The following is a 22,036-nucleotide window of genomic DNA, read 5'->3' on the forward strand; positions in this document are numbered from 1 at the left end:
TCCTCCGATTGCGGGAGCCGTTGGGGTGGAGCGAAGAGGGCCTCCGCCCGTCGGCGGATTCCGTCCGCCCCTGCGGATCGGTGCGGGGCACCGGGCGGTGAAGTGTCCCCACTCTCCGGCAGCCGGGCGCGGGGTGCGCGCCGGTGGCGGAGACGGCCGTCGGAGGCGGATGCCCGGCCCGGACCGCTGCTCGCGGCCCCCGTGCGGGAAGGAGATCGAAGTGCCATGGGCCGAGGATGGAACGGCTCGGCCCCTTCGCGATGATCATGGTCGATTCCGGTGGATCACGGCCCGGTTGTGGACAACTCCATCACCCTCGGAGGTGATGAGCCCCCTCACGGCTGACGGCGGCTCACCCGTCCGTGCGATCGAGCCGTCACGCCCCGGGCTGAACCTGACCACCAGTCGCCCCGCGCCGAATCCCGGGGGCCACCGCCGAACACCCCGTCACCCGACGCCCACCCGCTCAGTCGTCACGGGTCAGCGGTCAGCCTCAGCCGCCGAGTCGGGACCACCGGCGCGTCACCCCTCGCCCGGCCACGCGACGCAGGCCGCGCCACACCACCCGTGGCGCCCCGCCCTCGTCGACGCGGACGCGGACGCGTCACCGCACCCCCCGCGCACGCTCCGGCGCGCCCCGCGGACGCGCGCCCCGCCCACGCCCCACCCGCCGGGCGCCCTCCACGGCCGCCGGGGTCCCGCCCGCGCCCGGCCGGTCGACGCCCTACCGCGCCGACACCACCACCCCCAGCAACCCCGGCCCCGTGTGCGCCCCGATCACCGCGCCGACCTCGCTGACATGCAGGTCGGCCAGTCCCGGTACGCGTTCGCGCAGCCGGTCGGCCAGGGCCGACGCCCGTTCGGGGGCGGCGAGATGGTGGACGGCGATGTCGACCGGGCCGCTCCCGGCCCGCTCGGCGGCGATCTCCTCCAGCCGGGCGATGGCCTTGGAGGCGGTCCGCACCTTCTCCAGCGGCTCCACCCGCCCGTCGGCCAGCCGCAGCAGCGGCTTCACGGCCAGCGCGGAGCCGAGCAGGGCCTGCGCCGCGCCGATGCGCCCGCCCCGGCGCAGATAGTCGAGGGTGTCGACGTAGAAGTAGGCGGAGGTGCCCGCCGCGCGCTTCTCCGCGGCGGCGACGGCCTCGTCCACGGTGCCGCCCTCCTCCGCCGTCTCCGCGGCGGCGAGCGCGCAGAAGCCCAGGGCCATCGCGAGCATGCGGGTGTCCACCACCCGCACCGGGACGGACGCCCCGCGCGCGGCGAGTACGGCGGCGTCGTAGGTGCCCGAGAGTTCGGCGGAGAGGTGGAGGGAGACGATGCCCTCGGCACCGGACTCGGCGATCCTGCGGTAGGTCTCGGCGAACAGCTCGGGGCTGGGGCGGGAGGTGGTGACCGGGCGCCGCTTCTGCAGGGCCAGGGCGAGCGAGCGGGTCGAGATCTCGGTGCCCTCCTCCAGGGCGCGGTCCCCCAGGACCACCGTCAGCGGCACCGCCGTGATCCCGTGCCGCCCCATCGTCTCGGCCGGGAGGTAGGCCGTGGAATCGGTGACGATCGCGACATGGCAGGACATGAGCTGGAGGTTACCTGCCGTAGTGACGACACGGCAGCCCGGCCCCGGCGCCCGGCCTCCCCGGGCCGCTGATCAGGTCGTGTTCTCCGGACGGGTGCGCCGCTGCCAGGGAGGGACGGGCCGCGGGGCGGGCGGGGTGATGGCGGGGCGCGGGTCCTCCTGCGCCGGGGCCTTCGGCCAGGACGGCGCGGTGCCGGAGGCCGGGGCGGCCTGCGGCGGGGAGGCAGGGGCGGCGGGCGGGGGCTCGGCCCCGGTCCAGTGGCGCAGGGCGCCCGCCTCGACGTCGATCTGCGCGCTCAGCGAGTCAAGGTCGTCGTCCGCGAAGCGGCGGGCGCGGTCCCGGGCTGCCCAGCGCAGGGACTCGGCGGAGCCCGTCACCCGCCCGGTGCGCTCGCGCAGTTCGGGCAGCCGGGCGGCGAGGGTGGTGCGGTCGGGCTCGCCCTCCAGTCGGCGCAGCTCGTCGTCGAGTTCGTGCCCGTGGGCGCTGAGCCGCTCGAACAGGGCCAGGGACTCCTTGAGCGACTGGTCCTCGGCGACGCCCGCGTACAGGGCGTCCTGGGTGGCGCGCATCGAGGTGCGCAGCGAGAGGCGCAGCTCCGCGATCTCGGCCGCGGGGCCCGCCTGGAGGAAGGACCTGGCCCGCAGGGTGTGGTCCTCGACCTTGCGGCGCGCCTGGTGGATGTGGCGGTCGGCGCTGCGCTTGGCCGCGCCCACGGCCTTGACCGTCGCGTAGACGCCCAGCACCACCGCGAGCACGAAGAGCAGGACGACGATGGTGATCACTGCTTCCACGAAGCTCCTCCTCCGACCGGCCGGCCGCGTTCCGCGCCGCTCCTCCACGGTAACCGCAACGACCGGCCCCGTGGGGCCCCGGGAACCCGGACCCTGCCCGTAGGGGACTACCCCGAGGCGCTCCCGCCACCCGCGCCCCGCGCGAAACCGGCACCTCCCGGGACCGGCGCCCCGGCACCGGCACCTCCCGGGACCGGGACCGGGTCCATCCGGACGACGACCCGCGCGACCCGCGCGACCACGCGCCCGCGGTCCCGCACAGCGGCGGGGGCCCGGCCGACCGGCGACCGGGCCCCGTCCGCGCCGGGGCGGCCCGGGTCCCCGGAGCCGCCCCGCTCCCGGTCACGCCGGGACGATGTTCACCAGCTTCGGCGCCCGCACGATGACCTTGCGGACCCCGGCCCCGTCCAGCGCGGCGGTGATCCGCTCGTCGGCCAGGGCCGCCTTCTCCAGCTCCTCCGCGGAGATGGCCGGGTCGACCTCCAGCCGGGCCTTGACCTTGCCCTTGACCTGGACGACGCAGGTCACGGTCTCATCGGTCACGTACGCCGGGTCCGCCACCGGGAAGTCCCGGTGCACCACCGAGTCGGTGTGGCCCAGCCTGCGCCACAGCTCCTCCGCGATGTGCGGGGCCAGCGGCGCGATCATCAGCACCAGCGGCTCAGCCACCGCGCGCGGCACGGCGCCGCCCGTCTTGGTCAGGTGGTTGTTCAGCTCGGTGATCTTGGCGATGGCGGTGTTGAACCGCATGCCCTCCAGATCGCCGCGGACCCCGTCGACCGCCTTGTGCAGCGCGCGCAGGGTGTCCTCGGCGGGCTCGGTGTCGACGACGGTCACCTCGCCGCTCTCCTCGTCGACGACGTTGCGCCACAGCCGCTGCAGCAGCCGGTACTGGCCCACGACGGCGCGCGTCTCCCACGGCCGGGAGACGTCCAGCGGCCCCATCGCCATCTCGTACAGGCGCAGGGTGTCCGCCCCGTACTCGGCGCAGATCTCGTCCGGGGTGACCGCGTTCTTCAGCGACTTGCCCATCTTGCCCAGCAGCCGGGAGACCCGCTCGCCCTGGTAGTAGTGGGCGCCGTCGCGCTCCTCGACCTCGGCGGCCGGCACCGCGATGCCCCGGCCGTCGCGGTAGACGTAGGCCTGGATCATGCCCTGGTTGAACAGGCGGTGGAAGGGCTCGGCCGACGAGACGAACCCCAGGTCGAACAGGACCTTGGACCAGAAGCGCGCGTACAGCAGGTGCAGCACGGCGTGCTCGGCGCCGCCGACGTACAGGTCGACGCCGCCATGGGGCATGCCGTCGCGCGGGCCCATCCAGTACCGCTCGATCTCCGGGTCGACCAGCTTCTCGGAGTTGTGCGGGTCCAGGTAGCGCAGCTCGTACCAGCAGGATCCGGCCCAGTTGGGCATGGTGTTGGTCTCGCGGCGGTACCGGCGGGGGCCGCGCCCGTCGCCCAGGTCCAGGGTGACGTGGACCCATTCCTCGTTGCGCGACAGCGGGGTCTCGGGCCGGGTGTCGGCGTCGTCCGGGTCGAAGGTGCGCGGCGAGTAGTCCTCGACCTCGGGCAGCTCCAGCGGCAGCATCGACTCGGGCAGGGCGTGGGCGACGCCGTCCTCGTCGTAGACGATGGGGAAGGGCTCGCCCCAGTACCGCTGGCGGCTGAACAGCCAGTCGCGCAGCCGGAAGTTGATGGTGCCCTCGCCGGTGCCGGTCCGCTCCAGCCACTCGGTGACACGGGCCTTGGCCTCGGCGACGGGCAGGCCGTCCAGGGAGATCTCGCCGTTGGCGGAGTTGATGATCCTCGCGTCGTGGGCGGCGTAGGCGTCCTCCCACGTCGCGGTGTCGGTGCCGCGGCCGTCGGTGGGCTCGACGATGCAGCGGACGGGCAGGCCGAAGGCGCGCGCGAACTCGAAGTCGCGCTGGTCACCGGCCGGGACGGCCATGATGGCGCCGGTGCCGTAGCCCATCAGGACGTAGTCGGCGATGAAGACCGGGACGGGCTCGCCGGTGGCCGGGTTGGTGGCGTGGGCGCCGATGAAGACGCCCGTCTTGTCCTTGGCCTCGGCCTGGCGCTCGACGTCGGACTTGGCGGCGGCCTGCGCGCGGTACGCGGCGACGGCCTCGGCCGGGGTGGCGTGGCCGCCGGTCCACTCCTCCCGGGTGCCCTCCGGCCAGGTGTCCCCGGTGAACTTCTCGACCAGCGGGTGCTCGGGCGCCAGCACCATGTACGTCGCGCCGAACAGGGTGTCCGGGCGGGTGGTGAAGACGCTGACGCGCTCGCCGTCCAGGGGGAAGTCGACGCGGGCGCCCTCGGAGCGGCCGATCCAGTTGCGCTGCTGCAGCTTGATGGCCTCGGGCCAGTCCAGCTCGTCCAGGTCGGTCAGCAGACGGTCGGCGTAGGCCGTGATCCGCATGTTCCACTGGCGCAGCTTGGACTTGAAGACGGGGAAGTTGCCGCGCTCGGAGCGTCCGTCGGCGGTGACCTCCTCGTTGGCCAGCACGGTGCCCAGGCCGGGGCACCAGTTGACGGGGGCGTCGGAGGCGTAGGCCAGACGGTGTCCGCCCAGGACCTCGGCGCGTTCGGCCCCGGTCAGCCCGTCCCAGGAGCCGCCGCCGGGCAGGGCGCGCTCGCCGGAGGCGAACTGCGCGACCAGTTCGTCGATGGGGCGGGCCCGGCGCGCCTCCTCGTCGTACCAGGAGTTGAACATCCGCAGGAAGATCCACTGGGTCCAGCGGTAGTACTCCGGGTCGATGGTGGCGAACGACCGGCGCTGGTCGTGGCCCAGGCCCAGGCGGCGCAGTTGGGCGCGCATGTTGCCGATGTTGGACTCGGTGGAGACGCGGGGGTGGGTGCCGGTCTGCACGGCGTACTGCTCGGCGGGCAGGCCGAACGCGTCGAAGCCCAGGGTGTGCAGGACGTTGTGGCCGGTCATCCGCTGGAAGCGGGCGGAGACGTCGGTGGCGATGTAGCCCAGCGGGTGGCCGACGTGCAGGCCCGCGCCCGAGGGGTACGGGAACATGTCCATGATGAACTTCTTGGGCCGGGCGACCAGCTCCGGGTCGCCCGCCAGGTCGCCCTTGGGGTTCGGCGCGGCGTAGGTGCCCTCGGCGTCCCAGAAGTCCTGCCAGCGTGCCTCGATCTCGGCGGCCAGGGCGGCCGTGTAGCGGTGCGGCGCGGTGTCGGCCGCCACGGGGGCGGTCGCCGCGGGGTTCGTCTCGCTCATGATCCTCAAAGCTCCATCGATCGTCTCTGCCGTCGGCCGCGACTTCCAGAAATGAAAAATCCCCTCGCACAGGAGGGGACGCCGCGCCGATTCCGGCCACCGGGCTTCGGCCGGGGTCGGGACTGATCAGCGCGGCTCGCTAAGCAGAAGGCGTACGGCACGCATGGCGTCAGGGTACCGCAGTCGTCGAGAGCGCCGCGACGAGCGGCCTCACCCTGCGTGACCGCCACCGGGACGAAGGGGCCGGGGAATGGGCGGGCGCGGGAGGCGGAAGGGGTGGCGGGGAAAGAGGGGAACGGCAAACCCCCCGGATCATTGATGGCCACCGATCCGGGGGGTTTTCTGTGGAGCTAAGGAGAATTGAACTCCTGACCTCCTGCATGCCATGCAGGCGCTCTACCAACTGAGCTATAGCCCCTTGCTTTTGTCCGCCCGGTTTCCCCGGCGGCGACGCCAACATTACACGGTCACCGGGGTCCAACACCAAATCGTTTCCGTTCTGCCCGGATACGGTGCGGGATGCGGCCCGGACGCGTCCCGCCGCACCGGCGGGCGGGCCTCCGGACGGGCGGCCACCGGACCCGGCACCGCCCCGGCCCTCCAGCCGGCCATCGGCCCCCGGCCGGCCCCGGCCCCCTCGGCCGCCGCCCGGGCCACCGGGTGCTCGGCCCGTCACGAAGGCGCTCAGGCCGTCACGAAGGAGTAGAAGCGCTTGAGGGTGCAGTGCTCCTCCAGGAGCCGGCCGTAGATCGGCTCGCCCTCCAGCTCGCGGTACGTCTCGATCGGGTCGCCCTTTATGATCAGCGCCCGCGCGCACTCCTCGCACCAGTACTGGTAGTCCGGATTGACCGGTTCCATGTCGCGGACGATCGGCGTGCCGCTGCCGCACCAGTCGCACTTCCGCCTGTGTGCACCCATGGCTCAGCCCCGGCGGTGGCCGAGGGCCGCGCTCGCGCGGCAGCCGCCGACGGGACCGGCGGGAACCCGCGCCGCCCGGGCGGAACCGGGAAGGGGAAGGCTGGTGGTGCGCGGTGTCACCGCTCCGTCGGTGAGGTGACCGACCTCCCCGAGGATGCTCGCAGACATCGCCACTCCCTCCCGTCGGGCCGCGTCCCCTTCCGGCCGTTTGATTCTGCCATGACCGGGCCGACACGGTCAGCGACGCTTCGGTACCGGTCCGGACACGGACCTGGTGGAACGTATGCCCAGTGACCGGGGCGGCTCACGCCTGGGGGCACGAAAAAACCCGCCCCCCGAGGGGGACGGGATTCGTCCGTGAACTGTGGAGCTAAGGAGAATTGAACTCCTGACCTCCTGCATGCCATGCAGGCGCTCTACCAACTGAGCTATAGCCCCTTGTCACCACCCGGCCGGGCCGTGTGGTCCTCCGCTCCGCTCCGCGGGGCGAACAAGAAGAACTTTAGCCTGCGACCTGCCGGAAAGTGAAATCCGGGGTCCGGGGCCTCTCCCGGCCCCGCGACGGGCGGGCGGAGGACGGGCGGCGGGCCCCGGGCAGGCCGGTGGACGGACCCGTGAGCGGACCCTGGCGTGCCCGGCGCGGACCGCTTCCCGCGCCCGGCGGCGCCCGCCTCGCACCCCGCTCCCCGCACCGCACCCGCGTCCGCGCCGACCTGGACCCGGACGGCCCGGACCCGGAGGACCCAGCCCCGAGGGACCGGCCCCGCCGGGACCTCAGTCGTCGTCGCCGAGGACCGGTTCCGGCAGGGTGCCGGCGTTGTGCTCCAGCAGCCGCCAGCCCCGGGCGCCCTCGCCCAGCACGGACCAGCAGCAGTTGATCAGGCCGCCCAGGCCCTCCCAGCTCCGCGGTTCCAGGCCGAGGAGGCGGCCGATGGTGGTGCGGATGGCGCCGCCGTGGCTGACCACGACGAGCGTGCCGTCCTCCGGGAGCCGCTCGGCGTGCCGGAGCACCACGGGGGCGGCGCGGTCGGCGACCTCCGTCTCCAGCTCGCCGCCGCCCCGGCGGACCGGCTCGCCGCGCTTCCACGCCGCGTACTCCTCGCCGTGCCGGGCGATGATCTCGTCGTGGGTGAGCCCCTGCCAGACACCGGCGTAGGTCTCCCGCAGATCCTTCTCGTGGACGGTCTCCAGGCCGGTGAGCGCGGCCAGGTGGGCGGCCGTGTCGGCGGCCCGCCGCAGGTCGGAGGCAACGATGGCGTCGGGGCACAGGGCGGCCAGCAGTCGGGCGGCGCGCCGGGCCTGGGCCGCACCGGTCGCGTTCAGCCCGATGTCGGTGGAGCCCTGGAAGCGGTGCTCCAGGTTCCAGTCGGTCTGGCCGTGCCGCCAGAGGACGATGCGGCGGCCCCGGCCCCTGGTGCCCGGCGCCGCCCCGCCCGCCGCGCCGGTCACCAGTCGTCCCCGGGCTCCGCCGCCTCCTCCTCGGCCTGCCGCTTGGCGTGCTCCTCGGCCCTGCCGCGGGTCGCCCGCGCGTCCTCGGGCAGCTCCAGTTCGGGGCAGTCCTTCCACAGCCGCTCCAGGGCGTAGAAGACCCGCTCCTCGCTGTGCTGGACGTGGACGACGATGTCGACGTAGTCGAGGAGGATCCAGCGGGCCTCGCGGTCTCCCTCGCGGCGCACCGGCTTGGCGCCGAGTTCCTTGCTGAGCCGCTCCTCGATCTCGTCGACGATCGACTTGACCTGGCGGTCGTTGGGGGCGGAGGCCAGCAGGAAGGCGTCCGTGATCGACAGCACGTCGCTGACGTCGTAGGCGATGATGTCGTGCGCGAGCTTGTCGGCCGCCGCCTGCGCGGCGGTGGTGATGAGTTCCAGAGAGCGGTCGGTCGCGGTCACTGCGTGGCTTTCCGTCGGCGGTCGTGTGAATCCCAAGGATCGCACGACCGCCGACGGCGCCTTGCCCGCCGGACCACGACCGCCGCCGGCGGCCCCGCCCGCCGGACGGGGCTCCGGTCCCCCGGGTTCTTTCGTTTGGATCGGGCCGGACCCCGCGAGCCCGGCATGATCCGAACGAGAGGCCCTAAGAGCTGTCCCCCTGCTCCGCCGGGCGGTAGTCCTGGCCGAGGGTGACGGCGACGTCCGCGTTGGACCCGACCTCGCCCTGGCGGACCGCGGAGACGGGAAGGCCGAGGGTCTGGGCGACCTGGACGGCGTCCTCCTTGTCACCGGGCTCCGCGTAGACCACCTCGGAGGCGGCCGCGGGGGTCCCCGCGCTGCCGCCCTGCACGACCGTGAAGCCGCCGTTGACCAGGGTGACGCGGGCCTTGCCGGTGCGGTCCTCGACGCCGGTGGCGTTGCGGACGCGGACGCTGACGGGGGCGTCCTCGTCGGGGCTCTTGGCGGTGCCGCCCAGGACGTCCTTGACGATGCCGTCGGCCGCCTCGGCGCCGAGCGCGCCGCCCTCGCCGACGGGCAGCAGCGCGGTGCCGAAGTCACCGCCCTTGGCGAGGTCGGAGAGCCCGGCGAGGAAGGTGCCGAGGTCCTTCTCGGTCAGCGGGGGGTCGAGGACCTGGCCGAGGGTCTGCACGGTGACGGTGGCGGCCTCCGGGTCGGAGGAGAGCTTGCGCAGCACGCCGTTCAGGACCTGCCCGAACCGCTGCAACTGGGCGTCGGCGGACTCCCCCCCGCCCCGGTGGGTGGCGTAGGCGACGGCCATCTTCCCGCTCAGGCTCTGCTTGGCGCCCCGGTGCACCAGGGGCGCGGCGCCCTTCTTCCCGGCGTCGGGGTCGGGCACGTCGGCGTCGGTGTCGACCTCGATGCCGCCGACGAGGTCGACGAGGATCTGCAGGAAGGGGGTGTCCAGCCGCCAGGTGCCCTCGATCTCGGTGCCGAGGACCGAGTCCAGCGCGGTCCGGGTGGCGTCGGGACCGGCCTCGTCCACCGAGTCGGCGAGCGTGGTGGTGCTGCCGTCGTCGCCGGTCAGGGCCAGGGAGTTGGGCAGCAGCACGGCGGTGCCGCGCCGGGTGGTGGTGTTGTTGACCAGCAGCGCGGTGGAGGTGGAGCCCCGCTTGGTGTCGTGCAGGTGGACGGCGATCACGTCGCGCTTCTGGGCGCCGGCCGCCACCGGGGCCCCGCTTCCGGAGCCGGACGAGGACGTCCCGGGCAGCTTCCCGGTGTACCAGAGGGCCCCGACGCCGCCGGCCACGACCAGGGCCAGGACGACGGTCAGCACGAGGATCCGGCGGCGGGCCCGTCGGCGGGCCTCCTCGCGGCGCTCGGTGCGGTTCTCGGTGAACTTGAGCCAGTCGATGACGTCCTGGGAGTCGCCGGCGGGCTCCTCGACGAAGGCGAACTGCTCGGTGCGGTAGTCGTCCGGGGCGGGAGAGCCGGGGTCCCCGGCCGACGGGTCCCCGGCCGCTCCGCCGTGGCCGTCGGCCGCGCCCCCGTGGGTGCCGCGGCCGTCGGAGCCGGGGCCCCCGGCTCCGTCCGGGCCTTGCTCACCGCCCGGTCCGCCCCGGCCGTCGAAGCCGTCGGTCGGCGCGGCGTGGGCGGATCGTCCGCCGGATCCCGTCCGGGGCGGGATGCCGCGGTCCTGCCCGGCCTCATGGGGCCGGGTGCCGTCCGGCGTCAGCTGCCCGTAGGGGTCGTACGGCTGCTGCGGAACGGCGGTGTCGCCGTCCGGCTGCTGCGGGGCGGCGGTGCCGCCGTAGCCGTCGTACGTCCCGTAGGTGCCGTAGGGGTCCTGGGCGGGCTGCTGGACGCCCGCGCCGTAGCCGCCCTGGGTGCCGTAGGGGTCGTAGGGGGCGGGCTGCTGCTGCCCGGCGGCATAGGGGTCGTAGCCGTAGCCGTAGCCGTAGCCCTGCCCCTGCCCCTGCCCCTGCCCCTGCCCGTCCCCGTGGCCGCCGCCCTGGGCGACATGCCCGCCCTGCGCGGCGTGCCCGCCCCGGTCGTCGTACGGGGTGCCCTGCCCGTAGGGGTCGTACGGCTGCCGGTGCGCGCCCTGGGCCGGGAAGCGGTCGGGGGACGGCTGCTGGGGTTCGGTCCGGCCGTACACCGGGCGGCCGTACTCGTCGTAGCCAACGATGTCGTACGGGGTGGCGGTGCCGTCGTCGTGTCCCGCGTCGTATCGGTCGTTCACCGGTGGCCCTCTCGGTTCACTCGCCGCGGTAGAGCTGTCGCTTGTCGATGTAGCGCACGACGCCGTCCGGCACCAGGTACCAGACGGGGTCGCCCTTGGCGACCCTGGCCCGGCAGTCGGTGGAGGAGATGGCCAGGGCCGGCACCTCGACGAGCGAGACCCCGCCCTTGGGCAGTCCGGCGTCCGTCAGATGGTGTCCCGGCCGGGTGACGCCGATGAAGTGCGCGAGGGAGAAGAGCTCCTCGCTGTCGCGCCAGGTGAGGATCTGGGCCAGGGCGTCGGCACCGGTGATGAAGAAGAGTTCGGACTCGGGGTTGAGGGCGCGCAGGTCGCGCAGGGTGTCCACGGTGTAGGTGGGGCCGCCGCGGTCGATGTCGATGCGGCTCACCGAGAACTGCGGGTTCTCGACGGTGGCGACGACCGTCATCAGATAGCGGTCCTCCGCCGCGGAGACCGTGCGGTGGCTCTTCTGCCAGGGCTGGCCGGTGGGGACGAACACCACCTCGTCCAGCCGGAACTGCGCGGCGACCTCACTGGCCGCCACCAGGTGCCCGTGGTGGATCGGGTCGAAGGTGCCGCCCATGACGCCGAGCCTGCGCCTGCCGGGCACCGCCGTCGTGCCCGCCGGGCCCGTCACCGGGTGCGGGCCGAGGGCGCGGCCGGTCGGCGTGCGGTCCCGCTCGCCTCTCGCCGTGCCGTGCGCCGGGCCGGTAGGCATGTCCTGCTCTCCCATGCGTGCAGACCCTACCGGCCCGGCCAGGACCCCCCGTCCGCCAGATCCCCCGGAACGCGGTGGGTTCAGCGGTCGCGGTTGAAACGGGTCGTGATCCACAACAGGAGCATCAGGATGATGAACGCGCTCAGGCCGACGGCGAGGGGGTTGAGGCTGTCGTGGTTGCCGCCGTGACCCTCGCCCCCCTCGGACGCGACGGTGACCAACTGGACAGCGGTGCTGTGGAAGCTCATCTTCGGCAGGACCTATCAGGTGTGGGCGGGATAAGGACGTCGGCTCATCGTATGCGGGCTGTCCACGGACGATCACGCCGACTCCGCCGTTGGGCCGGTCCGGGGAACCTCCGGAGCGCCTCAGTCGTCCTTCTGCCTGTAGCCCCGCAGCAGGAACCACGCGGTCAGCGCGGAGCCCACCACCATCACGATCAGCAGTGTCCGCAGGAGGTTGCCCGCCCCCTCGTGCTCGGCGGCGGCCTCGGCGAGCCGGAGGGCGTGGGGGAAGTGCTCCATGGCGTGTACTCCTTCGCTGTGCTGCCCGTCCACGGTAGCGCCGCCTAGGCTGGACCAGGCCCCGGGGGCACGGCGGACCCGGGAGGGGGCCCGCGGGGGCCCGACCCCGGAGGGTCCGGGGCGCCGCGCCGTCCACACCGGCCGTCAGCCGGCCGCCACACGGTCACACAGACGCACATGGGGGAAGACATGTCCGACGGCCAGCAGCACACCGGGCGGGAGAGGACTCCGGGCAGGCAGCGCAGGCGCTACCCCGGGATCTCCTCGCGGGCCTACGAGCACCCCGCGGACCGCAGCGCCCTCGTCGCGCTTGCGCAGGCTCAGCGGGTTCGACACGGTCTTCAAGGCGCTGAGCGGCCTGCTGCCCGAGCGGAGCCTGCGGCTGCTGTTCCTGTCCGACTCGGTGCGGGTCTCCGACCGGCAGTTCGCACACCTCAACGACATGCTGCGGGACGCCTGCTACATCCTGGACCTGGAGAAGGTCCCGCCGATGTACGTGAACCAGGACCCGGTGCCGAACGCGATGTGCGTCGGCCTGGACGAACCGATCATCGTCGTCACCACGGGGCTGGTCGAGCTGCTGGACGAGGAGGAGATGCGCGCGGTCATCGGCCACGAGGTCGGGCACGCGCTCTCCGGGCACGCCGTCTACCGCACCATCCTGCTGTTCCTGACCTCCCTCGCGGTCCGGGTCGCGTGGATCCCGCTGGGCAACCTCGCGATCATGGGGATCGTGACGGCGCTGCGCGAGTGGTTCCGCAAGTCGGAGCTGTCCGCCGACCGCGCCGGGCTCCTGGTCGGCCAGGACCTGCACGCCTCGATGCGGGGCCTGATGAAGATCGCGGGCGGCAACCACCTGCACGAGATGAACGTGGACGCGTTCCTGGAGCAGGCCAAGGAGTACGAGGCCGGGGGCGATCTGCGCGACTCCGTGCTGAAGATCCTGAACGTGCTGCCCCGCTCGCACCCGTTCACCACGGTGCGCGCGGCCGAGCTGAAGAAGTGGGAGTCCTCCCGGGACTTCCAGCGGATCATGGAGGGCCACTACCCGCGCCGCGAGGAGGACGGGGACGCCTCGGTCCGGGACTCCTTCCGCGAGTCGGCGGCCGGCTACGCCGCGCACGTGCGCGGCTCCAAGGACCCGCTGATGAAGCTGGTCAACGACATCGCGGGCGGGGCCGGGGACCTCGGCGACCGGGTCCGCCGCGGCTTCGGCGGCTTCACCTCGGCCCGGTCCGGGAAGTCCGGCGACGGCCCGGCGGCACCGGGCGGCTCCGGTCCGGGCACGGGGGCGGGCCCGGACGGCACGGCCGGCCCCGACGGGCCCGGTGGTGCGGGGAGCGCGGGCGGCACCGGTGGTCCCGGGGACACCGATGGGCCCGGCGGTCCCGGCGACGTCTCCCCCGGCGGCAGGGACTGAGCGTCCGCCGGTGGCGCCCCGCGCCGGGTCCACCGGCAATTCCGCGTACCCGTCCCGGCGGTCGCGCGACGGGCGGCGCCGGATGCCGGGGCGGCCCGGGACGCGGCCGACGGACGGCCCGCACCCCGCTCCCCTGCCCCACCGGCGGTGAAGCCCCACCGGCGGTGAAGCGGGCGCCCCGGCGCGAACCGAATGACCCCGGGGGCGCCGCCCGTGGCCCCGCCCCCGCGGGGGCCACCGCCCCGCCCGGCCCCCGCTCACACCCTGGGCTGGGCCTCCCGCGCCAGCGTCCCGCACAGGACCGTGGCCCCGGAGGTGCTGTACGGATCGGTGACGGCGGGCGCCGCGGGCCCCGCGCTCTGCCCGGCGAGCAGCGGGCGCAGCCGGCTCGCGGCGTCCTCCCCGCAGGACAGCGGCCCCGCCTGGACCTGGGCGCTGACCAGCCGCGTGCGGTGCAGCCGCAGGTTCTCCCGGTCGAAGTGGAGGCGCAGCTCGCGCCGCACGGTGAACAGCGAGACCCGGGCGTGGGGGTCGCCGGGTGCCCGCAGCGCGTAGACGAAGACGTGGTCGGCGGTGACCTCCAGGGTGGAGGAGTCGCTCTCCCGGGCGCGCAGCACGCCCCGCACCCGGATCTCGTCGTCGGCCAGCACCGCCCGGGACGGGTCGAAGCGCACCAGCCATCCGGTGGGCGCGTGCCGCCCGTCCGCGGCGGGATGGGCGAGTCCCTCGTCGAACTGGGCGAACTGGCGGCTGTCGAGCAGCGTCCGCACCGGGCGGACGTCGCGTCCGGCGAGCACGGCCGGGTCGAGCGAGGAGCGGACGATGTAGTCCTTGGCGGTGATCAGGGCGTCCCGCACCTGCTCGTCCGAGAAGTGCGCGGTGGGCCGCGTGTCCGGCAGCGGGATGCCCGCGGCCCCGGCGCTCAGCCGGGCGGCGGGGCTGTGCGCGTACAGCTCGGCGGCGTCGTCCGCGCCGGGGACCCGGTCCTGGGGCGCGAGCGGGACGACGGTGGTGCGCGCCGGGCGGTCGGCCGCTCCCCCGCCCGGCTCCTGGATGGAGTGCCGCACGCCGAGGTAGACCGCGGTGCCGAAGGCGAGGGCGATCAGAACGACGAGGGCGATGGCCTGCCGGGGCAGGCCCCGGTGCAGCGGGGGGCGGCGGCGAACGGCGGGCGTGTGGTCGCCCAGGCGCTCGCGGGCGGAGAACTCCTGGAGCCGGGCAGCGCGGATGAACGACTCGTCGAAGACGACGGATCGGTATTCGTCCTCTCCGCCCGGAGGAGTGCCCTCCGGCGGGTCACCATGCCCTCCCATACCTTCAGGGTAGGTTTCGGCGGGCCCCGGTAAACGCGCCGGTGCGGGGGACTTCGTCCGGCGCCGCGGACGCGGCCGGGCAGGTCAGGGGCCGCCCGGCAGCGCCGGCACGGCGGAGGGGACGCGGTCGGCGGCGCCGGACGGGCCGAGGGCGCCGCCCTGCTCCGGGCCGGTGGAGGCGGGGGCCGGGGCCCGGCCGGGGGCACCGCCCGCGGCGGCGCCGCGGTAGACGGCGACGAAGGCCAGGGCGACCATGCCGATGCCCATCAGGAGGGCGAGCAGCCAGGCGACGGGCCGGTGCCAGCGCACGGGGCCGTAGGTCGCGGGGGCGCCGTAGGGCCGGTCGAGGGGGTCGACGTCGTCGTCGGGGTCCGGGAGGTCGGAGTCGGGTCCGAAGGGGTCGTAGCCGTCGTCGTAGCGCTCGCCCCGGGCGTGGCCCCGGTGGGCGGCCTCCGCCTCGGCGGCCTCGGCCCGCGCCTCCGCGGCGGCCAGCAGGCGCTCGACGGCGCTCGGCTCGCGGACGGTGGCGGCGCGTACGAAGTCCTCGTCGAAGACCACGGAGGCGAACTCTTCGTCCGACCCTCCGCGGTCGTGGTCGTCGTCGGGATTCCAGCCGTCGGGAAACGGCGAACCCCCCACGTCCTCCGGCACGGATCCAGAGTAGACCCGGGGGGTCGCTTCGGACAGGCGATGGGGGAAATCCGCCCGGCGGCTAAGGCCCCGTCCGGTCAGCCCCGCACGTGTCCGTCGCCGGTGACGATGTACTTGGTGCTGGTGAGCTCCGGCAGGCCCATGGGGCCCCGGGCGTGCAGCTTCTGGGTGGAGATGCCGATCTCGGCGCCGAAGCCGAACTGGCCCCCGTCGGTGAAGCGGGTGGAGGCGTTCACGGCGACGGTGGTGGAGTCGACCAGCTGGGTGAATCGACGGGCGGCCTGCTGCGAGGTGGTGACGATGGCCTCGGTGTGGCCGGAGGTCCACAGCCGGATGTGCTCGACCGCCCGGTCCAGCGAGTCCACCACCGCGGCGGCGATGTCGTAGGAGAGGTACTCGGTCTCCCAGTCCTCGGGAGTGGCCGGGACGACGGTGGCCCGGGAGCCCCGGGCGTACGCCGCCACCCGCTCGTCGGCGTGCACGGTGACCCCGGCGTCCGCGAGGGCGTCCAGGGCGCGCGGCAGGAACGCGGCGGCGATGTCCTGGTGGACGAGAAGGGTCTCGGCGGCGTTGCAGACGCTGGGCCGCTGGGCCTTGGAGTTGACGAGGATGTCGACGGCCGTGTCGAGGTCGGCCTGCGCGTCGACGTAGACGTGGCAGTTGCCGGTGCCGGTCTCGATGACGGGGACGGTGGACTCCTGGACGACGGTGTTGATCAGCGAGGCGCCGCCGCGCGGGATGAGCACGTCTACCAGGCCGCGGGCGCGCATCAGCTCGCGCACGCTCTCCCGGCTCTCGCCCGGCACGAGCTGTACGGCGTCGGCGGGCAGCCCGGCCCCGCCGATGGCGTCGCGGATCACCCGGACGAGGGCGGTGTTGGAGCGGTACGCCGAGGAGGAGCCGCGCAGCAGCGCCGCGTTCCCGGACTTCAGGCAGAGGGCGGCGGCGTCGGCGGTCACGTTGGGCCGGCCCTCGTAGATGATGCCGACCACCCCGAGCGGGACCCTGACCTGCCGCAGGTCGATGCCGTTGGGCAGGGTGGAGCCGCGGACGACCTCGCCGACCGGGTCGGGCAGCGCGACGACGTCGCGGACGTCGGCGGCGACGGCGCGGAGCCGCTCCGGGGTCAGGACCAGCCGGTCGATCATGGCCTCGGGGGTGCCCCCGGCCCGGGCCGCGGCCACGTCCTGGGCGTTGGCCTCGACGATCTCGCTCGTACGGACCTCCAGCGCGTCGGCGACGGCGAGCAGCGCGTCGTCCTTCGCGGCCCGCGGCAGCGGCGCGAGGTCGGCCGCGGCGGCCTTGGCCCGGTAGGCGGCCCGGGTGACCGGGGACATCGAGTCGTACGGCGAGAGCGTGGTCATGGGGGAAAGGGTAGTGCGCCGGGCCCGGGGTCCCGCTCCCGTTCCACACCCCGAGACATGGCCGCAGCCGGGTCCCCGGGCGGGGGCGGAACCGGTCAGAAGGGGTGGACGCCGACGGGGGTGGCCGGGGCGGGCCCGTATCCGGCGGCGATGCGCTGGTGGTAGGTGGCCCGGTCGATGACCTCCAGGCCGACGATCTCCCAGGGCGGCAGCCCCGCGGTCTGCCGATGCTCGCCCCAGAGGCGCAGGGCGACGGCCGCGGCGTCGTGCAGGTCCCGGGCCTCCTCCCAGTAGCGGATCTCGGCGTGGTCGTCGGCGTAGCGGCTGGTGAGCAGGAAGGGGTGGTCGTGGGCGAGCTGCTCCAGGGCGCGCCGGACCTCGGTGAGCGGGGCGCGGGCGCCGCTGACGCTGAGGGTGACGTGCCAGAGGCGCGGGGTGTGCGCGGGCTCCTCGCCCCGGAACCGGTCGCCGGCGGCGACGCTGGTCAGGGTCCGCTCCTCGCCGGGCTGGCGGGACCCGCCGCGGCCCCCGCCGCCCCGTCCCCCGCCGCTTCCGCCGCGGCCTCCCGGTCCGCCCCCGGCACGCCCGCTCACCGGGGAACCGGTGCGGCCGCCGGGGCCGCCCCCGGCCCGGGAGCCCGTGCCGCCGCGGTGGCCGGGTCCCCCGCGGGACGCCGGCCCTGGGCGCGCTCCGCTCACGACGGCCTCCTTCACCCACACGTCGGCCCGGTGGTCGGCCGGGCCCCGTCACTGTGAGGAAAGTTGAGCAGGCCCCGGAAGATCCCGGGGCGGTTTTGCGGAACGTCCACCACCGATTCGGGGACGATTCGGCCCATTACGGGTGCAGGATCACCAGATCGTCCCTGTGTACGACCTCGCGTTCGTACGCGGGTCCCAGTTCGCGCGCCAGTTCGCGGGTGGAGCGGCCGATCAGCCGGGGGATCTCCCGGGCGTCGAAGTTGACCATGCCGCGGGCCACCGCGCGCCCGGCGGTGTCCCTCAGCTCCACCGGGTCGCCCGCGCCGAAGTCGCCCTCGACGCCCGCGATCCCGGCCGGCAGCAGCGACTTGCGGCCCTCCACGACCGCCCGCACGGCCCCGTCGTCCAGGACGAGGGCGCCCTGCGGGGCGGAGGCGTGCTGGAGCCAGAGCAGCCGGTCGGCGGAGCGGCGGCCGGTGGGGTGGAAGTAGGTGCCGGTGTCGCCGCCGGTCAGGGCGTCGGCCGCGTGCACCGCGCTGGTGAGCACGACCGGGATGCCGGCGGCGGCGGCGATCCGGGCCGCCTCGACCTTGGTGACCATGCCGCCGGTGCCCACCCCGGCCCGGCCCGCGCTGCCGATCTCGACGTCCGCGAGGTCGGCGGGGCCGCGCACCTCCGCGATCCGCGAGGTCCCGGGGCGGGAGGGGTCGCCGTCGTAGACGCCGTCGACGTCGGAGAGCAGCACCAGCAGGTCGGCGTGGACGAGGTGGGCGACGAGGGCGGCGAGCCGGTCGTTGTCGCCGAAGCGGATCTCGTCGGTGGCGACGGTGTCGTTCTCGTTGACGACCGGGAAGGCGCCCATCGCCAGCAGCTTGTCCAGGGTGCGCGAGGCGTTGCGGTGCTGGGAGCGGCGGCTCATGTCGTCGGTGGTCAGCAGGACCTGGCCGACCCGGACGCCGTAGCGGGCGAAGGAGGCGGTGTAGCGGGCGACCAGGAGGCCCTGGCCGACGCTGGCGGCGGCCTGCTGGCGGGCCAGGTCGCGGGGGCGGCGGCGCAGCCCCAGCGGGGCCAGCCCGGCGGCGATGGCGCCGGAGGAGACGAGGACGACCTCCCGGTCCCCGCCGCGCGCCTTGGCCAGCACGTCGACGAGCGCGTCGACCCGGTCGGCGTCCAGTCCGCCGGACGCGGTGGTCAGCGAGGAGGAGCCGACCTTCACCACGACCCTGCGGGCCTCTCCCACGGTCTCCCTCGCCCCTGCCACAGTGCCGCCCGTCCTCTCCCGTCGCCCCGCGGCCGGTCCGGTCGCTCGCCGGTAATCTACGCGAAACCCGCGCCGCCCCGCGTGCCCGTCCGCAGCCCGGACGCGACCCCCCGGGACCCGGTGCCGCAAGGGTCCCGGACGGACGGGACGAGCCCGGGACGGACGGGCTGGACGGACGGGCGAGGGCGACCGGAGGAGCGCCGGAACAGCGCACACCGGGCGCACGACGCGCACCGCACCCGCACCCGCACCCGCACCCGCACCCGCACCGACGTCACCGGGCACGAGTTGCGGGAGCCGCACGAGCCGCAGGAGCTACGGGAGCTACGCCCGACGGTCGGCCCGCCGCTGCGGCGGAGCGAGCCGTGACGCGAGTCGGTTCGCGCACCGCCGCTCGCCGCGCCGCTCCTCTTCCACCTCCGCACGCCGCACCCGGCGGCGCCGGGGCGGCGGCGCCCGGAACGCCCACGCCGCCGCACCGCGCCTGCCCCCTTGTCGCGCCCGTCCTATCGCGCCACCCCCGCACCCGGGGCCGCCCCGCTGGGACCGCGGGCGCCCCCACCCCTCGGCAGTCGCCCCGCGCCGCGGCGGAGCGGCCGCCCCGCCGCTCATCCGACCGCACCCCCGTACCTGTCACAGCCTCGTCACGAATCACGCCGTCCCGTCCGCGGCGCCGGACCCGTCCGTGGCGTCGGCCGGTGCGGTGCGAGGGGCCGGCGGGCCGCCGTCCCGCGCGGCCGGCGAACGGCCGGGCCCCGGGCCGCCGGACACCTGCCGCGCGCGTCCCCCGCCCCCGCCCCGGGGACCTCCCGCCCCTTCCGCCTCGCCGCGTGTCCCGTTCGTCCCGTGACCGGCCCCTTCGTTCCGCCCGGCGCCGCCCGGGAGTTGGGCCCGCGCGCGGACCCGTTCCCGTGCCGGGGAAAGCCGCCGGGGCACGCGGGACACGGGGGACCGGAAGTACGGAAAGCCCAACAGGTTCCCGGATGTGAGGAAGTTCTCCCCGCGCGGCGCCCGGGGCGATTCATCCGCCCCGCGCGGGGCATTTGCCTCGGTGGCACGGCACGGGCCGTCCGGCTACCGTGCCCGCGGTAACTCCACGTGAATCCTTTACGCTGATGCGGCGGCGCGCTCCCGGCCCACCGGCGCCCGGAACGCTTCCGGGCACCAGCCCGCGGTCCCGTGGTCAGTTCTCGGAACAGGTTGTAAGGATGCCCAAACTCTCTCTCGTCGTCCCGGTCTACAAGGTGCAGGGCTATCTGCCCGAGTGCCTCGACTCCGTACTCGGACAGGACCGCGCGGACTTCGAGATCATCGCGGTCGACGATTGCTCACCCGACGGGTCCGGCGCAATTCTCGACGAGTACGCGGCACGGGACTCCCGCATTCATGTGATTCACCTCACGGAGAATGTCGGCCTGGGGCGGGCGCGCAACGCGGGGCTGGAAAAGGCCACCGGCGATTACGTGTTGTTCCTGGACAGTGACGACACCCTGTCCCCCGGCGCGCTGTCCGCGATCAGCGACCGGATCGATGCCACCGGCGAGCCGGAGATCCTCGTCTTCGACTACGCCCGCACCTACTGGGACGGGCGGGTCCGCCCCAACCTCCGCGCCGACCTGCTGAAGGCACAGGGCCCCGACGTCTTCCCGCTCACCGAGCGCCCGCAACTGCTGGACCTGCTCCAGATCGTGTGGAACAAGGCGTACCGGCGGGACTTCATCACCCGCACCGGCCTGACCTTCCCGCCCGGGTACTACGAGGACGCCCCCTGGACGTTCTGCTCGATGATCAGCGCCGAGCGGATCGCCGTCCTGGACCGGGTCTGCGTGCTCTACCGGCAGCGCCGCGAGGGCGGCAACATCCTCAAAACCGTCAGCCGCAAGCACTTCGACGTATTCGACCAGTACCAGCGGGTCTTCGACTACCTCGACGCGCACGAGGAACTCGCCCGGTGGCGCGCGCCGCTGTTCCGCAAGATGGCCGACCACTACCTGACCGTCCTGGAGCGCCCCGGCCGCCTCCCGCAGGACGCGCGGGCGGAGTTCTTCCACCGCGCCTCGGCGGACTACCGCGCCCGCCTCCCCGAGGGGTTCGAGCGCCCGGCCGCCGGCCGCGGCCACAAGTACGCCCTGCTGGAGCGCGACGCCTACGCCACCATGGTCAGCGCCCTGGCCGCGGTGAAGCTCCGCCGGCGCGTGCGGACCCGTGCCCGCACCGCCATCAACCGCTCCAAGCGCGGCGCGATGGGCGCCTTCTACCAGTCGCAGCTCCGGCTGCCGCTGGACGAGAACCTGGTGCTGTTCTCCGCCTACTGGAGCCGCAGCGTCTCCTGCAACCCCGCCGCCATCGACGCCGAACTGGCCCGCCGGGCACCGCACATGCGCCGCGTCTGGGCGATCCGGCCGGAGTCCGCGGCCGCGGTGCCGGAGGGCGTGCGGGCGGTCCGGGTGGGCTCACGGGAGTACTGGGCCGCCGTGGCGCGCGCCAAGTACCTCGTGAACAACGTGAACTTCGGGGACTCGGTCGTCAAGCGCGAGGGCCAGATCCATGTGCAGACCCACCACGGCACCCCGCTGAAGACCATGGGCCTGGACCAGCAGAAGTACCCGGCCTCCACCGACATGGACTTCGAGAAGCTCCTGGAGCGGTGCGACCGCTGGGACTTCAGCGTCAGCTCCAACCGGTTCTCCACGGTTGTGTGGGAGCGGGTCTACCCCTGCTCGTACACCACCCTGGAGACCGGCTACCCGCGCAACGACGTGCTCGTCAACGCCACCGCCGAGGACGTGCGCGCGGCCCGGGCGGCGCTGGGACTGGCCGACGGCGCCCGGGTGTTCCTCTACATGCCGACGCACCGCGAGTACCAGCCGGGCTTCACCCCGCCGCTGGACCTGGCCCGGCTCGCCACCGAACTCGGCCCGGACGCCACGGTGCTGGTCCGCGGCCACTACTTCTACGGCGGCTCCCCGCACATCGCGGAGCTGCGCCGCACCGGACGCGTCCTCGACGTCTCCGGGCACGCCCGGGTGGAGGAGCTGTACCTCGCCGCGGACGCGCTGATCACGGACTACTCCTCGGCGATGTTCGACTACGCCGTGCTGGACCGGCCCGTCATCAGCTACGTCCCCGACTGGGACGTGTACTCGGCCGTCCGCGGTACCTACTTCGACCTGCTCCGGGAGCCGCCCGGCGTGGTCGCCACCACCCAGGCGGAACTGATCGGGCTGCTCGCGTCGGGCGCCTACGACAGCCCGGAGACGACCGCGCTGCGGGACGCCTTCCGCCGTCGCTTCTGCGAGTTCGACGACGGGCACGCGGCCGAACGCGTCGTCCGGCGCGTCTTCCTCGGTGACGAGAGCCCCCTGCCCATCGTCCCGTTCGACGACCGCTCCCACGCCCCGACCCCCGCCCAGGCGCTCGCACCGGTCGAGCGGGCCTGACCCGGAAA

Annotated in this window: 17 protein-coding genes, 2 tRNA genes and 1 pseudogene; 2 read left to right on the forward strand and 18 right to left on the reverse strand. The window is 74.4% G+C overall.

Features of this window, described 5'->3' with window-relative positions; all coding sequences use genetic code 11:
* Positions 1-724: 724 nt before the first annotated feature.
* The 13 genes from GTY84_RS03950 to GTY84_RS32845 all read right to left on the reverse strand — a co-directional run bounded on the left by GTY84_RS03950 (position 725) and on the right by GTY84_RS32845 (position 11,881).
* The gene (locus GTY84_RS03950) at positions 725-1,570 is read right to left on the reverse strand and encodes a DegV family protein (protein WP_161224676.1); all 846 of its coding nucleotides are present in this window, start codon (positions 1,568-1,570) and stop codon (positions 725-727) included.
* Between the two features lie 72 nt (positions 1,571-1,642).
* Positions 1,643-2,362 (reverse strand): hypothetical protein, encoded by a 720-nt coding sequence (locus GTY84_RS03955; RefSeq protein ID WP_161224677.1) that lies wholly within the window; start codon positions 2,360-2,362, stop codon positions 1,643-1,645.
* A 342-nt stretch (positions 2,363-2,704) separates the two neighbouring features.
* Entirely contained in the window at positions 2,705-5,590 is a 2,886-nt protein-coding gene (leuS, locus tag GTY84_RS03960) for a leucine--tRNA ligase (protein ID WP_161224678.1), read from the reverse strand.
* Positions 5,591-5,935: 345 nt separating this feature from the next.
* Positions 5,936-6,008, reverse strand: a tRNA-Ala gene (locus GTY84_RS03965).
* Positions 6,009-6,274: 266 nt separating this feature from the next.
* Positions 6,275-6,508, reverse strand: a complete 234-nt coding sequence (locus GTY84_RS03970) for a hypothetical protein (protein WP_003976229.1) — start codon at positions 6,506-6,508, stop codon at positions 6,275-6,277.
* Positions 6,509-6,511: 3 nt separating this feature from the next.
* Positions 6,512-6,676 (reverse strand): hypothetical protein, encoded by a 165-nt coding sequence (locus GTY84_RS03975; RefSeq protein ID WP_161224679.1) that lies wholly within the window; start codon positions 6,674-6,676, stop codon positions 6,512-6,514.
* A 197-nt stretch (positions 6,677-6,873) separates the two neighbouring features.
* Positions 6,874-6,946, reverse strand: a tRNA-Ala gene (locus GTY84_RS03980).
* Between the two features lie 336 nt (positions 6,947-7,282).
* Positions 7,283-7,957, reverse strand: a complete 675-nt coding sequence (locus GTY84_RS03985; protein ID WP_161224680.1) for a histidine phosphatase family protein — start codon at positions 7,955-7,957, stop codon at positions 7,283-7,285.
* Positions 7,954-8,397: a ribosome silencing factor gene (rsfS, locus tag GTY84_RS03990; protein WP_161224681.1), complete on the reverse strand. Its 444-nt coding sequence runs from the start codon at positions 8,395-8,397 to the stop codon at positions 7,954-7,956. The genes GTY84_RS03985 and rsfS overlap by 4 nt, the downstream gene beginning before the upstream one ends.
* 184 nt (positions 8,398-8,581) lie before the next feature.
* On the reverse strand, positions 8,582-10,639 hold the full coding sequence (locus GTY84_RS03995) for an LCP family protein (protein WP_161224682.1): 2,058 nt from the start codon (positions 10,637-10,639) through the stop codon (positions 8,582-8,584).
* Positions 10,640-10,655: 16 nt separating this feature from the next.
* On the reverse strand, positions 10,656-11,372 hold the full coding sequence (gene nadD, locus GTY84_RS04000; RefSeq protein ID WP_161224683.1) for a nicotinate-nucleotide adenylyltransferase: 717 nt from the start codon (positions 11,370-11,372) through the stop codon (positions 10,656-10,658).
* Positions 11,373-11,437: 65 nt separating this feature from the next.
* Positions 11,438-11,605 (reverse strand): hypothetical protein, encoded by a 168-nt coding sequence (locus GTY84_RS32840; protein ID WP_202549125.1) that lies wholly within the window; start codon positions 11,603-11,605, stop codon positions 11,438-11,440.
* Positions 11,606-11,725: 120 nt separating this feature from the next.
* Positions 11,726-11,881 (reverse strand): hypothetical protein, encoded by a 156-nt coding sequence (locus tag GTY84_RS32845; RefSeq protein WP_202549126.1) that lies wholly within the window; start codon positions 11,879-11,881, stop codon positions 11,726-11,728.
* A gap of 189 nt (positions 11,882-12,070) precedes the next feature.
* Between GTY84_RS32845 and GTY84_RS04005 the strand changes: the two are divergent.
* Positions 12,071-13,301: pseudogene (locus tag GTY84_RS04005) on the forward strand (M48 family metallopeptidase).
* A gap of 257 nt (positions 13,302-13,558) precedes the next feature.
* Here GTY84_RS04005 and GTY84_RS04010 read toward each other — a convergent pair.
* From GTY84_RS04010 to proB, 5 genes are all read right to left on the reverse strand, one after another.
* Positions 13,559-14,614, reverse strand: coding sequence for a hypothetical protein (locus GTY84_RS04010; protein ID WP_161224684.1), 1,056 nt, complete (start codon positions 14,612-14,614; stop codon positions 13,559-13,561).
* An 84-nt stretch (positions 14,615-14,698) separates the two neighbouring features.
* Complete coding sequence (locus GTY84_RS04015) at positions 14,699-15,265, reverse strand: hypothetical protein (RefSeq protein ID WP_161224685.1); 567 nt, start codon at positions 15,263-15,265, stop codon at positions 14,699-14,701.
* A 77-nt stretch (positions 15,266-15,342) separates the two neighbouring features.
* On the reverse strand, positions 15,343-16,629 hold the full coding sequence (locus GTY84_RS04020; protein ID WP_161224686.1) for a glutamate-5-semialdehyde dehydrogenase: 1,287 nt from the start codon (positions 16,627-16,629) through the stop codon (positions 15,343-15,345).
* A gap of 95 nt (positions 16,630-16,724) precedes the next feature.
* The gene (locus GTY84_RS04025; RefSeq protein ID WP_161224687.1) at positions 16,725-17,222 is read right to left on the reverse strand and encodes a hypothetical protein; all 498 of its coding nucleotides are present in this window, start codon (positions 17,220-17,222) and stop codon (positions 16,725-16,727) included.
* Positions 17,223-17,463: 241 nt separating this feature from the next.
* On the reverse strand, positions 17,464-18,588 hold the full coding sequence (proB, locus tag GTY84_RS04030) for a glutamate 5-kinase (RefSeq protein ID WP_161224688.1): 1,125 nt from the start codon (positions 18,586-18,588) through the stop codon (positions 17,464-17,466).
* Positions 18,589-19,796: 1,208 nt separating this feature from the next.
* Between proB and GTY84_RS04035 the strand changes: the two genes are divergently transcribed.
* Positions 19,797-22,028 (forward strand): bifunctional glycosyltransferase/CDP-glycerol:glycerophosphate glycerophosphotransferase, encoded by a 2,232-nt coding sequence (locus GTY84_RS04035; protein WP_161224689.1) that lies wholly within the window; start codon positions 19,797-19,799, stop codon positions 22,026-22,028.
* Positions 22,029-22,036 lie beyond the last annotated feature (8 nt).

Source organism: Streptomyces sp. SID8352 (genome assembly GCF_009862265.1).
In the GTDB taxonomy this organism is placed as follows: domain Bacteria; phylum Actinomycetota; class Actinomycetes; order Streptomycetales; family Streptomycetaceae; genus Streptomyces.

What these genes read in the sequence shown, in the direction of transcription:
- GTY84_RS03970 (WP_003976229.1), bottom strand. Translation starts at nt 6,508, where the DNA reads ATGGGTGCACACAGGCGGAAGTGCGACTGGTGCGGCAGCGGCACGCCG.
- GTY84_RS32845 (WP_202549126.1), bottom strand. Translation starts at nt 11,881, where the DNA reads ATGGAGCACTTCCCCCACGCCCTCCGGCTCGCCGAGGCCGCCGCCGAG.
- nadD (WP_161224683.1), bottom strand. Translation starts at nt 11,372, where the DNA reads ATGGGAGAGCAGGACATGCCTACCGGCCCGGCGCACGGCACGGCGAGA.
- leuS (WP_161224678.1), bottom strand. Translation starts at nt 5,590, where the DNA reads ATGAGCGAGACGAACCCCGCGGCGACCGCCCCCGTGGCGGCCGACACC.
- GTY84_RS04010 (WP_161224684.1), bottom strand. Translation starts at nt 14,614, where the DNA reads ATGGGAGGGCATGGTGACCCGCCGGAGGGCACTCCTCCGGGCGGAGAG.
- GTY84_RS04035 (WP_161224689.1), top strand. Translation starts at nt 19,797, where the DNA reads ATGCCCAAACTCTCTCTCGTCGTCCCGGTCTACAAGGTGCAGGGCTAT.
- GTY84_RS03975 (WP_161224679.1), bottom strand. Translation starts at nt 6,676, where the DNA reads ATGTCTGCGAGCATCCTCGGGGAGGTCGGTCACCTCACCGACGGAGCG.
- GTY84_RS03950 (WP_161224676.1), bottom strand. Translation starts at nt 1,570, where the DNA reads ATGTCCTGCCATGTCGCGATCGTCACCGATTCCACGGCCTACCTCCCG.
- GTY84_RS04020 (WP_161224686.1), bottom strand. Translation starts at nt 16,629, where the DNA reads ATGACCACGCTCTCGCCGTACGACTCGATGTCCCCGGTCACCCGGGCC.
- GTY84_RS32840 (WP_202549125.1), bottom strand. Translation starts at nt 11,605, where the DNA reads ATGAGCTTCCACAGCACCGCTGTCCAGTTGGTCACCGTCGCGTCCGAG.